The 12633-nt window shown below is 74.0% G+C and carries 14 protein-coding genes; 13 read left to right on the top strand and 1 reads right to left on the bottom strand.

Annotated elements, in window-relative coordinates; genetic code table 11:
• The first annotated feature begins 75 nt into the window (after positions 1–75).
• The 3 genes from prfA to RF640_RS09440 are packed head-to-tail and all read left to right on the top strand — an operon-like array spanning position 76 to position 3112.
• On the top strand, positions 76–1158 hold the full coding sequence (prfA, locus tag RF640_RS09450; protein WP_095651910.1) for a peptide chain release factor 1: 1083 nt from the start codon (positions 76–78) through the stop codon (positions 1156–1158).
• Between the two features lie 14 nt (positions 1159–1172).
• On the top strand, positions 1173–2072 hold the full coding sequence (gene prmC, locus RF640_RS09445) for a peptide chain release factor N(5)-glutamine methyltransferase (RefSeq protein WP_109222119.1): 900 nt from the start codon (positions 1173–1175) through the stop codon (positions 2070–2072).
• Positions 2069–3112 carry an L-threonylcarbamoyladenylate synthase gene (locus tag RF640_RS09440; protein WP_306460802.1) on the top strand — a complete coding sequence of 348 codons (1044 nt, stop codon included), beginning with the start codon at positions 2069–2071 and terminating at the stop codon, positions 3110–3112. The genes prmC and RF640_RS09440 overlap by 4 nt, the downstream gene beginning before the upstream one ends.
• A 49-nt stretch (positions 3113–3161) precedes the next feature.
• On the opposite strand, the gene RF640_RS09435 is transcribed toward RF640_RS09440, so the two are convergent.
• Positions 3162–4133, bottom strand: a complete 972-nt coding sequence (locus RF640_RS09435; RefSeq protein WP_031283606.1) for an NAD(P)-dependent oxidoreductase — start codon at positions 4131–4133, stop codon at positions 3162–3164.
• Between the two features lie 253 nt (positions 4134–4386).
• Here RF640_RS09435 and RF640_RS09430 point away from each other — a divergent pair, with 253 nt between their 5' ends.
• The 10 genes from RF640_RS09430 (at position 4387) to RF640_RS09385 (ending at position 12630) form a co-directional block, all read left to right on the top strand.
• On the top strand, positions 4387–5304 hold the full coding sequence (locus tag RF640_RS09430; protein WP_368827583.1) for a glycosyltransferase: 918 nt from the start codon (positions 4387–4389) through the stop codon (positions 5302–5304).
• 4 nt (positions 5305–5308) lie between these two features.
• Positions 5309–6148 carry a glycosyltransferase gene (locus RF640_RS09425; RefSeq protein WP_368827581.1) on the top strand — a complete coding sequence of 280 codons (840 nt, stop codon included), beginning with the start codon at positions 5309–5311 and terminating at the stop codon, positions 6146–6148.
• Between the two features lie 187 nt (positions 6149–6335).
• Complete coding sequence (locus RF640_RS09420) at positions 6336–8147, top strand: nucleoside-diphosphate sugar epimerase/dehydratase (protein ID WP_229588638.1); 1812 nt, start codon at positions 6336–6338, stop codon at positions 8145–8147.
• Positions 8144–9256, top strand: a complete 1113-nt coding sequence (locus RF640_RS09415; protein ID WP_241975586.1) for a glycosyltransferase family 4 protein — start codon at positions 8144–8146, stop codon at positions 9254–9256. The genes RF640_RS09420 and RF640_RS09415 overlap by 4 nt, the downstream gene beginning before the upstream one ends.
• Positions 9253–9687, top strand: a complete 435-nt coding sequence (locus RF640_RS09410; RefSeq protein WP_017833264.1) for a hypothetical protein — start codon at positions 9253–9255, stop codon at positions 9685–9687. Before RF640_RS09415 ends, RF640_RS09410 begins: the two co-directional genes overlap by 4 nt.
• Complete coding sequence (locus tag RF640_RS09405; protein WP_017833263.1) at positions 9684–10073, top strand: AtpZ/AtpI family protein; 390 nt, start codon at positions 9684–9686, stop codon at positions 10071–10073. Before RF640_RS09410 ends, RF640_RS09405 begins: the two co-directional genes overlap by 4 nt.
• A 33-nt stretch (positions 10074–10106) precedes the next feature.
• Positions 10107–10901: a F0F1 ATP synthase subunit A gene (gene atpB / locus RF640_RS09400; protein ID WP_017833262.1), complete on the top strand. Its 795-nt coding sequence runs from the start codon at positions 10107–10109 to the stop codon at positions 10899–10901.
• 114 nt (positions 10902–11015) lie between these two features.
• On the top strand, positions 11016–11219 hold the full coding sequence (atpE, locus tag RF640_RS09395; protein WP_017833261.1) for an ATP synthase F0 subunit C: 204 nt from the start codon (positions 11016–11018) through the stop codon (positions 11217–11219).
• Positions 11220–11266: 47 nt separating this feature from the next.
• Positions 11267–11818, top strand: a complete 552-nt coding sequence (locus tag RF640_RS09390; protein WP_031282934.1) for a F0F1 ATP synthase subunit B — start codon at positions 11267–11269, stop codon at positions 11816–11818.
• Positions 11818–12630: a F0F1 ATP synthase subunit delta gene (locus tag RF640_RS09385; RefSeq protein WP_095651711.1), complete on the top strand. Its 813-nt coding sequence runs from the start codon at positions 11818–11820 to the stop codon at positions 12628–12630. Before RF640_RS09390 ends, RF640_RS09385 begins: the two co-directional genes overlap by 1 nt.
• Positions 12631–12633 lie beyond the last annotated feature (3 nt).

The following is a 12633-nucleotide window of genomic DNA, read 5'->3' as shown; positions in this document are numbered from 1 at the left end:
ACCGGACGGGGCCGCGGCGGCTTCGTCGTGCCCACCACCGCCCGACCCTCTCCGCCGCCTCCGAAGGAGCGCCCCATGCCGGATCCCATCCAGTCCCTGCTCGACGAGCACGCCGAGCTGCAGCGCCAGCTCGCCGACCCCGCCGTGCACGCGGAGCAGGGCAGGGCGCGCAAGCTCGGGCGCCGCTACGCCGAGCTCAACGGCATCGTCGAGGCCCACCACCGGGTGCACCGCCTCGAGGAGGACCTGGGGGCGGCGCGCGAGCTCGCCGCCGAGGAGCCCGAGTTCGCGGAGGAGATCCCGGCCCTCGAGGAGCAGCTCGCGGCGGCCCGCGAGAAGCTGCGCCGGCTGCTCGTCCCGCGCGACCCCGACGACGGGCGCAACGTGATCCTCGAGGTCAAGGCGGGGGAGGGCGGCGACGAGTCCGCGCTCTTCGCCGGGGACCTGCTGCGCATGTACCTCAAGTACGCGGAGTCCCGCGGCTGGAAGACCGAGTTCATCTCGACCAACGACTCCGACCTGGGCGGCTACAAGGACGTGCAGGTGGCGATCAAGTCGAACGCCACGGACCCCGCCGAGGGCGTGTGGGCGCGGCTGAAGTACGAGGGCGGGGTGCACCGCGTCCAGCGCGTGCCCGTCACCGAGTCGCAGGGCCGGATCCACACCTCCGCCGCGGCGGTGCTCGTCTTCCCAGAGGTCGACGAGCCCGAGGAGGTCGAGATCAGCCAGAACGACCTGAAGATCGACGTCTACCGCTCCTCGGGGCCCGGCGGCCAGTCCGTGAACACCACGGACTCCGCGGTCCGCATCACCCACCTGCCCACCGGCATCGTGGTGGCGATGCAGAACGAGAAGTCGCAGCTGCAGAACCGCGAGGCCGCGATGCGGGTGCTGCGCGCCCGCATCCTGGCCCACCAGCAGGAGCAGATCGACGCGGACAACGCCGCGCAGCGCCGCTCCCAGGTCCGGACCATGGACCGGTCGGAGCGGATCCGCACCTACAACTTCCCCGAGAACCGGATCAACGACCACCGCACCGGGTACAAGGCGTACAACCTCGACCACGTCATGGCGGGGGACCTCGAGCCGGTCGTGCGCTCGGCCATCGAGATGGACGAGCAGGCCCAGCTCGAGGCCATCGGCCAGCAGGACGGCTGAGCGGGGGCCCCGGGATGACGAGGTCACTGGGCCAGGCGGTGCGCTGGGCGGAGCAGGTGCTCGCCGAGGCGGGGATCGACTCCGCGCGCACCGACGCGCTGCTGCTCGCCGGCCACCTCACCGGGCTGTCCCGGGGGGAGGTCGAGGCGAGAGCCATCATCGGCGGGGACGAGCCCGCGGGGTACGCGGAGCTCGTGGCCGAGCGTGCCCGCCGGATCCCGCTGCAGCACCTCACGGGCGTCGCCCACTTCCGCTACCTGACGCTGGCGGTCGGGCCCGGGGTGTTCGTGCCCCGGCCCGAGACGGAGACCGTGGTGCAGGCCGTGGTCGACGAGCTGCGCGAGCAGCTGGCCGCGGGCGTGCACCGCCCGCACGTGGTGGACCTGGGCACGGGCTCCGGGGCGATCGCCGCCTCGGTGGCCCACGAGGTGCCGCAGGCCCGCGTGCACGCCGTGGAGCTGTCCGGGACCGCCCACGCCTGGGCGGCCGAGAACCTGCGCGGGACGCGCGCGGAGCTCGTCCGGGGCGACCTGCGCACCGCGTTCCCGGAGCTCGAGGGGCGCTGCGACGTGGTGGTCTCCAATCCGCCGTACATCCCCGCGGACGCGGTCCCGCGCGAGCCGGAGGCCCGGGAGCACGACCCCGACCTCGCCCTGTACGGGGGCGGAGAGGACGGGCTCGAGCTCCCGCGGGCGGCCCTGGCCTCGGCCCTGCGGCTGCTGCGCCCCGGGGGGTTCTTCGTCATGGAGCACGCCGAGGTGCAGGCCCGCGCCGTGGCGCACGCCTTCCGCGCCGCGGGCCTCGAGGACGTCGAGGGCCACCAGGACCTGACGGGCCGGGACCGGGCCACGGCCGGCCGGACGCCCCTCCAGGGCCGCGCCCGCACGACCGGAATGGGAGAATGGACGCCGTGAACTCCACCGTCTACGACTGCAGCAGCATCGCCCAGCGCACCGCCGGGCTCAAGCACGCCGCGCGCGCCCTCGCGGCCGACGCGTGCGTGGTCCTGCCCACCGACACCGTCTACGGGATCGGGGCCAACGCGTTCTCCGCCCGGGGCGTCGCGACCCTGCTCGCCGCCAAGGGCCGGTCCCGGGCCATGCCCCCGCCCGTGCTCATCGCCCACGCCGGGGTGCTCGACGGCCTGGCCGACGAGGTGTCCGACGACGCCCGCGCGCTGGCCCGGGCCTTCTGGCCCGGCGGTCTGACCCTGATCTTCCACTCCCACCCCTCGCTGGGCTGGGACCTGGGGGAGACCCACGGGACCGTGGCCCTGCGGGTGCCCGACGACGAGCTCGCCCAGGCGCTGCTCATCGAGAGCGGCCCGCTGGCCGTGTCCTCGGCCAACCGCACCGGCCACCCGGCCGCCTCGACTGCCGGGGCCGCGGTGGACATGCTCGGGGACTCCGTGGAGCTCTACCTGGACGGCGGCCCGCGGCCGGTCGGCGGACCCGCCGACCGGGACCCGGTCCCCTCCACGATCGTGGACTGCACGGGGGAGACCCCGCTGCTGGTGCGCCACGGCACCGTGAGCCTGGCCCGGCTGCGCTCGGTGGTGCCCTCGGTGGTGCCGGCGGACGGCGACGAGGAGCTCGACAGCGCTCCCGCGCCGGGTGCGGGACCCGCGGAGCCCGGCGCCGGCCGCCCGGCGGCCTCGGGATCGCACGCCGTGAGCGAGCCCGATCCGGAGGCCGTGCCGCCCGCGGCGGAGCCCGCCGACCCGGCGGGCGCGGCCGCACCCGCGGACCGGCAGCCTCCGGCGCCCGGGCCGGCGCGGGCCGCGACGGCGCAGGGACTGGCCGCCGCGCTCGTGGCGCGCTCCGCGGCGGGCGCTCGCCCGGCCGTGGACCAGGACCGCACGCGCGTCCAGCGGCCCGGGGCGCCGGGGCAGCCGCGGCCGCTGCCGGTCGAGGAGGCCGCCCGGCTCGTGGCGCGGGGCAGCGGCGAGGCCTGAGGCCCGTCCCGGGAGCGGCCCGGCGCGGCCCCGAGCAGCTCTGCGGGGCTCAGCCCCGGCCGGCGGCCAGGTGCGCCTGGCGCAGGACCTCGCTGATCCGCGGCTCGGGGACCGCGTCGTGCTCCTCCGCCCAGCCGCGCACCTGGCGCTGACCGAACCAGGTGACCTCGAGCCGGCGGAACACGCCGTGCCACCGGTGCCCGGCCAGGGCCGAGACCGCGAACCCGGCGTCCACGACGAGCCGGCACAGCAGCACGGGGAGGTGGCGCGGCTCCCGGCGGCCCGCGTCCCGCAGGATGGAGCCGGTCGTGGCGCCTTCCCAGGGCTGCAGCACGACCGGCGGCAGCGCCTCCCCGTGGCGCCCGACCCGGGAGACGAACTCGGCCAGGGCGTGCACGGACGTCACCGGGGTGGGCGCGCCGCCGTCGCCGGCCACCGAGCTCAGCGGCGAGGACGCGAAGCGGGCCAGCCGCGCGGTGGTGCGCCGGCCGGAGCCCTGCACCGAGGTCGCGCGCAGCACCGTGATCGCGGGTGCTCCGTCCTCGCCCGCCCAGTCGCGGCGCAGCTTCAGGAGCGCGCTCTCGCCCAGGGCCTTGGAGAAGGAGTAGGGGGAGAACGGCCGGACCGTGGGCGTCTCGTCGAGGACGTCGACGTCGCCCTGGACGGCCGCGGAGCTGACGTGCACGATCCGGCGCACGCTCGTGCGGCGCGCCGCGAGCGCCACGAGCACCGGCAGCAGCGCGTTCGCCCCCACGAGGGACTCCTCGTGCGTCTGGTCCGGGGCCGCCAGGCCCGCCGCGTTGACGACCACGTGGGCACCAGCGAAGGACTCGGCGAGGTAGTCGATGACGGACTCGAGCCGGCCGGCCTGCTGGAGCAGGTGGTGGACCGTGCGCGCCCCGGACCCCAGCCGCGGCGCGGAGACCGGGACCACCGTCTGGCCGTCCGCCTGCAGCCGGGCCACGGTCGCGGAACCCACGAACCCCGTCGCTCCCAGGACTGCCCACGTCGTCGATGTCACGGTGCTTCCTCTCTGCCGGTCGCTTCCGGTCGCCGTCGTCCGGGCCCGGATTCCTGCGCTCATCGTACAGACCGGCCCACCGCCGGGGCGGGGCGACGCGGCCCGCCGGCCCGGCCGTCCGGACGCCGCTTGCTAGACTCGGCACGTTCCGGCGCCCGCCCGCGGCACCGTGCCGGACCCCGCACCCGTTCCCGCACTGCCCGTCACCGCACTGCCCGTCACCGCACAGCCCGTCACCCCCTGGAGGAGCCGCATGCCGTCCGACCCCACGCCCACCCCCACGGTGGCGGTGGCCTGCGTGACCCAGGACCGGCACGAGGACGTCCTCGCGCTCGTCGCCGCGCTGCGGGAGCAGACGGTCCCCATCGCCTCCCTGTGCCTCGTCGACGCGGGGCGCGAGGCGCTGCCGCGGGAGGTGCTCGAGGAGGCGATCGGCGGCCGGTTCGCGCTCGAGCTCGTGCGCTCCCTCGCCAACCTGGGCGGGGCCGGCGGGTTCTCCCTCGCGATCCTGACCGCGCTCGCCACCGGTGCCGACCGGGTGTGGCTCATGGACGACGACGCCCACCCGGAGGGCCCCGACTGCCTCGAGATCCTCCTGCAGGAGGCCGCGCGGCGGGAGCTGTCGGTCGTCTCCCCGCTCGTCGTGGCACCCCAGGACCACGGCGCGCTGGCCTTCTCCTACCGCCTCGAGGGGCGGATGACCCACTCCCGGGCGGACCTGGAGCCGCTCGGCTTCCTGCCCGGCTACGCCACCTTCTTCAACGGCGCCCTGATGGCCGAGCACGTCTTCTTCACGGTCGGGCTGCCGGACCTCAAGCTCTTCCTGCGCGGCGACGAGGTCGACTTCCTGGTGCGGCTGCGCCGCTCCGGGCTGCCCTTCGGCACCACCACCCGCACCGCCGTGGCGCACCCGCCGGGCTGGGACGAGGAGCACGTCGTGGTCCCCGGCCGGCTCAAGGTCGTGGTGCCCGGGACGGAGTTCAAGCGCGAGCACTTCTTCCGCAACCGGGGCTGGACCACGTGGCGGTACAAGCGGGTCGTCCAGCTCGGGGCCGACCTCGTCGGCTACCCCCTCTTCTACCTCCGCCGGCGGGACGTGCGCGGTCTCGCGTCCTGGGCGAGCCGCTACGCCGGCGGGATGCGCGGCCGCGGCTTCGGCGGGCCGCGGTGACCCCGTGAGCCCGCACCCCCCGCTCGAGTTCTCCGTGCTCATGCCCGTCTACGGCGCCGACACCGCGGAGCGGGTGCGCCGGGCGGCCGAGTCGGCCACCGTCGAGCAGCGGCGCCGGCCCGCCGAGCTCGTCGTCGTGCGGGACGGCCCCGTCCCCGCGGCGCTGGAGGCCGAGCTGGACCGCCTGGTGCGCGAGCTCCCCGTGCCCGTGGTGCGGGTCGACCTGGAGCGCAACGAGGGCCTCACCGCGGCGCTCACCGCCGGTCTGGACCGGTGCCGGCACGACGTGGTGGCCCGCGCCGACGCCGACGACGTCTCCTACCCCCGCCGCTTCGCGGTGCAGCTGCCCGTGATCGAGGCCGGGGCCGACCTGGTGGGCTCGTCGATGCACGAGATCGGCGACGACGAGCGGACCCCGATCGCCCTGCGCCGCGCACCGGTGGGGGAGCGGGACATCCTCTCCGTCTCCCGGCGCCGCAACCCCGTGAGCCACCCGACGGTGGTGTTCCGGCGCTCGGCGGTGCGGGCGGCCGGCGGCTACGAGCACGTGCCCCTGGCCGAGGACTACTGGCTGTGGGTGCGGATGCTGCGCGCGGGCGCCGACGTGCGCAACGTGGCCGAACCGCTGGTCGGCTACCGGGTCTCGGCGGGCTCCTACGAGCGGCGCGGCGGGTGGCGCGTGCTCCGCGCGGAGCTCGCCCTCCAGGCCCGCCTGCGCGGGATCGGCCACGTCGGGTTCCTACAATGGGTGCGCAACGTGGTGGTGCGCGGCGGCTACCGGTTCGTCCCCACCCGGCTCCGGGAGCTGGCCTACCGGGCCATGGTCGGCGCACCCCGCCCCTGACCGTCCCGCACCGGCACCCTCCCCGCCCGGCCCCCCGGCTCCGGCACCGACCACGAAAGGAACTTCTGCGATGAGTGGTTCGCCCGAGCGCACCGCCGGCACGGCGGTGCCCCCCGGGGGTCCCGCCGCGGGGTTCCCGCCCCGCGGCGCCCCGCAGGACAGGCCCGTGGCGTGGCTGTGGATCCAGATGCTGCTGGACTCCGTGGCCTGGGTCGTGGCCCTCGTGCTCGCCCTGGTGCTGCGCTACGAGATGGAGCTCCAGTTCATCAGCGCCCCCGGGCTGCTGCTGGTGTCCCTCGTGGCCGTGGCCGCCCAGCTCGTCGTCGGCTTCTCCTTCGCCCTGTACAAGGGGCGGTACTCCTTCGGCAGCTTCGACGAGGCCAAGCTCCTCGTGGTGGTCACCCTCATCGTCACGGCCGTGGTCCAGGTGCTGCTCCTGGTGGTGGGCACGAGCATCGGCATCCCGCGCTCCACCGCCCTCATCGCGTTCCCCTTCGCGTGCCTGTTCATGGCCGCCTTCCGCTACCTCAAGCGGATGTACCAGGAGGCCTCCGCCCGTCCGGGCGCCTCCGCCCAGCACGTGGTGGTCTACGGCGCCGGCTACCTCGGGACCTTCCTCATCCAGCGGATGATGCAGGACCCGCACTCGGAGTTCCTGCCCGTGGCCCTGCTCGACGACGACCCCGCCAAGAAGCACCTGCGGATCTCCTCCGTGCCCGTGCTCGGCACCCTGCACGACCTCCGCGACGTCATGGCCCGCACCCGCGCCTCGGTGCTGATCGTGGCGATGTCCGGCGCGGACCCCCGGATCATGCACCGGGTCGCGGACGCCGTGGCCGGCACCGGGATCCGGGTCATGACCATGCCCCCGCTCGGCGAGGTGCTCACCGCCAAGCACCAGGGCGCGGACTTCCGGGACATCAGCATGGAGGACCTCATCGGCCGCCGCCCCGTCGACATCGACGTCGAGGAGATCGCCGGCTACGTGAAGGGCCGCCGCGTCCTGGTGACCGGCGCCGGCGGCTCCATCGGCTCCGAGCTGTGCCGCCAGCTCGTCGGCTTCGAGCCCGCCGAGCTGATCATGGTGGACCGCGACGAGTCCGCGCTGCAGGGCACCCAGATCTCCATCACGGGGCGCGGCCTGCTCGACGGCCGCGACACCGTCCTCGCCGACATCCGCGACCCGGAGTCCGTCGGGGCGATCTTCCGCGACCGCCGCCCCCAGGTGGTCTTCCACGCGGCCGCCCTCAAGCACGTGTCCCTGCTCGAGCAGTACCCGGACGAGGCGTGGAAGACCAACGTCGTCGGCACCCTCAACGTGCTGCAGGCCGCGGAGGAGGCGGAGGTCGAGGTCTTCGTCAACATCTCGACCGACAAGGCCGCCAACCCCACCACGGCCCTGGGCCACTCCAAGCGCGTCGCCGAGAAGCTCACCGCGTGGATGGCGGACCGCACCGGGCGCCGGTACGTCTCGGTGCGCTTCGGCAACGTCTTCGGGTCCCGGGGCTCGATGCTCCCCCTCTTCACCGAGCAGATCCGGCAGGGCGGCCCGATCACGGTGACGCACGCGGAGGCCACCCGCTACTTCATGACCATCCCGGAGGCCTGCCAGCTCGTGATCCAGGCGGGGGCGATCGCCCGCGGCGGCGAGGTGCTGATCCTGGACATGGGCGAGCCCGTGCGGATCATGGACATCGCCGAGCGGCTGCGCGTGATGAGCGGGCGCGAGGACATCGAGATCGAGATCACCGGGCTGCGCCCGGGGGAGAAGCTGCACGAGGACCTCATCGGCCTCGGCGAGAAGGACGAGCGGCCCTTCCACCCCAAGATCTCCCACGCGCGCGCCGACCGCCTCGACCCCGCCCAGCTGGACCGGCACACCTGGAAGGTGCGCGGCGGCATGGTCTACACGGGCACGATCCCCGTCGTCAGACCGTCCACGCAGCCGCCGCCCACGTCGGTCCAGCGCCCGCGCAGCTCCTCGGGGCGGGCGTCGTGAGCCCGGCCCCGGTCGTGCTGCTCCCCGCCGGGCTCGACCTCACCGACCCGGGCGCCGCCCCCGACCCGGAGGAGCTGCGCCGGCTGGGGGAGCTCGTCCTCACGGTCGGTGTCCCTGCCCTCGTGCTCAGCCTCCTGCTGCCCCTGGCCGTCAAGCCGCTGCTCGCCCGGTGGGGCGTGCTCGACGTCCCCAACGAGCGCTCCTCCCACCACCGCACGGTCGTGCGGGGCATGGGCCTGGCCGTGGCCCTCGCCGTGCTCGCCGCCTACGGCTCCGCCCTGCTCACCGGCGCGATCGAGGTCGACCGCTCCGTCGCGCTCGTGGTCCTGGCCGTGACCGGGCTGTTCGCCGCCCTCGGCTGGGCCGAGGACTACCGGGGCGTGTCCGTGCGGGCGCGCCTGGCCGCGCAGCTGGGCATCGGCCTGGCCGCCACGGCCGTCCTGGTCGCGGTGCTCGGCACCTCCGCCTGGTGGCTGCCCGTGGGCACCCTCGCGATCGCCGCCTACGTGAACATGGCCAACTTCATGGACGGGATCAACGGCATCTCGGGGCTGCACGGCCTCGCCGCGGGGCTGCTGTACGCCTGGGCCGGCGCCTCCAACGACCTGCCGTGGATGATCGCCGCCGGCCTGGCCGTGGCGGGCGGCTTCGCCGGGTTCCTGCCCTGGAACCTCGGCCGCGGCACCGTGTTCCTCGGCGACGTGGGCTCCTACCTGCTGGGCGGCTCGCTGGCCGGCATCGCGGTCGCGGCCTTCCTCTCCGGCGTCTACGTCGAGTACCTCCTGCCCCCGCTCGCGGTCTACGTGGCCGACACCTCCGTGACCCTGCTCCGCCGCGTCCGCGCGGGGGAGGCCTGGTACCGGCCGCACCGCCAGCACGTCTACCAGCAGCTCACCGACGTGGGCCTGTCCCACACGGGCTCCGCGCTCGTCGTCACGGCCGCGACCGTCCTCGTCAGCGTCGCCTCGGTCGTGGGCCTGCGCACGGGGCCCGGCGCCACGGCCGTGGCCGGCGCGTTCGTGCTGGCGGTGCTCGCGCTCTACCTGGTGCTGCCCGCGCTGCTCGGGCGCCGTGCGGGCGTCCGCTCCCGGACGGGGACCCGCCCGTGAGCGCGGCCCTGCTCAGCGTCCTGCTCGGCGCGGGGCTGATCACCGCGAGCCACCTGGTGACCGTGCTCGTGGCGCGGGCCACCGCCGGGACGGACGGGCCGGTCGCCGCCCCCGTGCTCGCCGCGACGTACGTGCTGAAGGTGCTCCTGCTCGGCTGGGTCCTGCTCACCGTGCCGGCCCCCGGCTGGCTGGTCCCGGGCTGGGGCGCGGCCGGGGTGCTGGCCGCGCTCGTCGTCTCGCTGGCGCTCGCGGCCCGCGCCGGCGCCCGCGGCACCCGCACCGCCCTGGAGCCGGTGCTGGAGGCCCGGCGGCGGGCAGCGGCCGAGCACCCGGACGGCCCGGGCGCACCCGGCCCCGCCGGCGACGGCACGCGCGACGGCAGGACCCCGGACGACAGGAAGCAGGACGACCATGAGCACGGACGACCATGAGCGCGGATGACCGCGACGACCCGGCCCGCCCGGACGGAACGCCCCCGCCGGAGGAGGGCCCCGGGGCCCCGCAGGACGGGCCCGGGGAGCGCCCCGGACTGCGCACCGCGGGGGAGCTCGTGGAGGGCGGAGGGCTCTCCGGAGGTCTCACGACACTCCTCTACGTGGTGATCGGGATGGGGTTCTGGAGTTTGGTAGGGTGGGGTGCGGATCGCGTGCTGGGAACCCGGTGGATCGTGGTCCTGGGAGCGTGCATCGGCGCCGCCTCCGGGATCTACGTCGTGTACCTCCACATGCAGGAGGGGTTGCGTCGCAGCCTGACCTCCGATGGGCGAGATCCACACAACCCGCACCAGTCCGGCCCGGACTCGGCGCCCCGACCGTGACCACCGGCCAGAGCACTGCAGAAAGGACCCGCATTGAACGCCGCCCTCATCAGGCTCCCCGCCACCGGAGGATTCACCGCCCCGACCGTCGAGGAGATGCACCTGCCGCCGTTCTTCGCGCTGGGCACCTTCGAGTTCGGCAAGCAGACGCTGCTGATCCTCCTGTCGGTCGTCCTGATCGCCGGCTTCTTCATGTGGGCCATCCGCCGCAACGCGCTCGTCCCGTCGAAGTCGCAGTACCTCGCGGAGAGCGGCTACGGGTTCGTGCGCAACCACCTCGGCCGGGACATCATCGGTGAGAAGGAGTTCCGCCCCTACGTCCCGCTGCTGTTCACGTTCTTCTTCTTCATCCTGGTGAACAACCTGTTCGGCTCCATCCCGGTGCTGCAGCTGCCGACCCTCTCCCACGCGGGCTCCGCCTACGTCCTGGCCGGCATCGCCTACGTCACCTGGGTCTTCATGGGCATCAAGCGCCACGGCCTCGGCGGCTTCATGGGCAAGATGACCATGCCGCCGGACGTCCCGAAGCTGCTCTACATCTTCCTCATCCCGATCGAGTTCCTCTCGAACCTGATCATCCGCCCGGTCACGCACGCCCTGCGTGTGTTCGCCACCATGTTCGCCGGTCACCTCGCCCTGATGGTCGCGGCGTCCATGACGGGCTACCTGCTCTCCCAGGCCAGCGCCATCAGCGTCGTCGCCCTGGGCTCGACCGTGCTCGGCGTGTTCATCTACTTCCTGGAGATCCTGATCCAGGTCCTCCAGGCCTACATCTTCACCCTCCTCTTCGCCGTGTACGTCCAGGGTGCCCTGCAAGAGGGCCACTGACGCCGGTGGAGCAGCCCCGGCCCCGGCCGGACCCCGCAGTCCATCCTCGAAATGTTCAGAGCCGACACGGCTACGACGCCCGGCCCCCGGGCACCTAGAAAGGAAATACCCCTCATGACTGGTTCGCTCAGCGCTATTGGTTACGGTCTGGCTGCCATCGGCGGTGGCATCGGCGTGGGTCTGATCTTCGCCGCGTACATGCAGTCCGTCGCCCGCCAGCCCGAGTCGCAGCGCGTGCTCCAGCCGATGCTGTTCTTCGGCTTCGCCGTGGTCGAGGCCCTCGCGATTCTGGGCTTCGTGCTCGCGTTCATCGCCTGAGTGCCTGACCAAGTACACGTCCTTCTGAGAGAACAGGAATCGCGCACATGACACTGTTGCTGGCAGCCGAGGAAGGGGCGAACCCCCTCTTCCCCAACGTCTGGGAAATGCTGATCACCGGCATCGGGTTCCTGATCCTGCTCTTCCTCGTCGTCAAGTTCGTCGTGCCGGCGTTCGAGCGGGTCTACCGTGAGCGCACCGAGGCCATCGAAGGTGGCCTGGCCAAGGCGAAGGCCGCGCAGGCCGAGGCCGCCGCCGCCCGCGACGAGTACAACCAGCAGCTCGAGAGCGCGCGCCTGGAAGCTCAGAAGATCCGCGAGGAGGCCCGCCTCGAGGGGGAGAAGATCCTCGCGGACTTCAAGGACCGGGCGAACGCCGAGTCGGCGCGCATCACCGAGAATGCCCACCGCACCATCGAGGCGGAGCGCTCGGCGGCCGTGGTCTCCCTGCGCAACGAGGTGGGCGCCCTGGCGACCACGCTCGCGGCGAAGATCGTGGGCGAGTCCCTCGACGACGACGCCCGGTCCAACCGGGTGGTCGACCGTTTCCTCGCCGACCTCGAGCAGGAGCAGGAGCGGAACGCAGGTGCGGCGCGGTAATGGCAGACGCAGCGAACGAATTCACCCAGCAGAGCGCTCGTGAGGTCGAGCGCTGGGCCGGCTCCGCCAGCCCCGCGCTCGCCCGTGAGCTGTTCGCCGTGCTCGCCATCCTCGACGAGAACGGCGCCCTGCGGCGCGCGCTGGCCGACCCCTCCTACGAGGGGCCGCGGCGCGAGCAGGTCGTGCGCCGGATCTTCGCCGACAAGGTCTCCCCGGACGCCGTGGAGATCGTCGCGCACCTCGCCGGTCGGCGCTGGAGCGACGACCGCGAGTTCGCCGACGCCCTCGAGCACGCCGGGGTGTCCCTCACCGCGGCGTCCGCCGAGAACCGCGCCGGACTCCAGGGCCTCGAGCAGGTCGTGGACCAGCTGATCGCGTTCAAGGGGGTGCTGGACGGCTCGCACGAGCTGCAGCGCGCCCTCAGCGACCAGCGCGCCGGGGTCGAGGCCAAGACGCGACTGGCGCACCGGCTGACCCCGGGCGCCTCGGACGAGGCACTGCTCCTCGTGGAGCAGGCCGTGCTCTCGCCGCGCGGAGCCCTGGTCGGCCGTCTGGTCGAGCGCTTCGCGGAGGAGGTGGCGGCCCGCCGGCAGCGGTGGATCGCGCACGTGACCACGTCGCGACCGCTGACCGAGGACCAGCGCGGCCGGCTGCAGCAGCAGCTGAACTCGCTGTACGGCAAGGACCTCAAGCTCACCGTGGACGTCGATCCGGCGCTGCTCGGCGGGCTCAAGGTGCAGGTCGGCGAGGAGGTCATCGACGGTTCCGTCGCGGCCCGGCTCGACGAGCTGCGCCAGCGGATCGGCGCCTGAGCG

Origin of the sequence: Kocuria sp. CPCC 205231, assembly GCF_040980965.1 — a bacterium.
GTDB classification, from domain to species: domain Bacteria; phylum Actinomycetota; class Actinomycetes; order Actinomycetales; family Micrococcaceae; genus Kocuria; species Kocuria rosea.
This window is presented reverse-complemented; position numbering and strand designations above follow the sequence as displayed.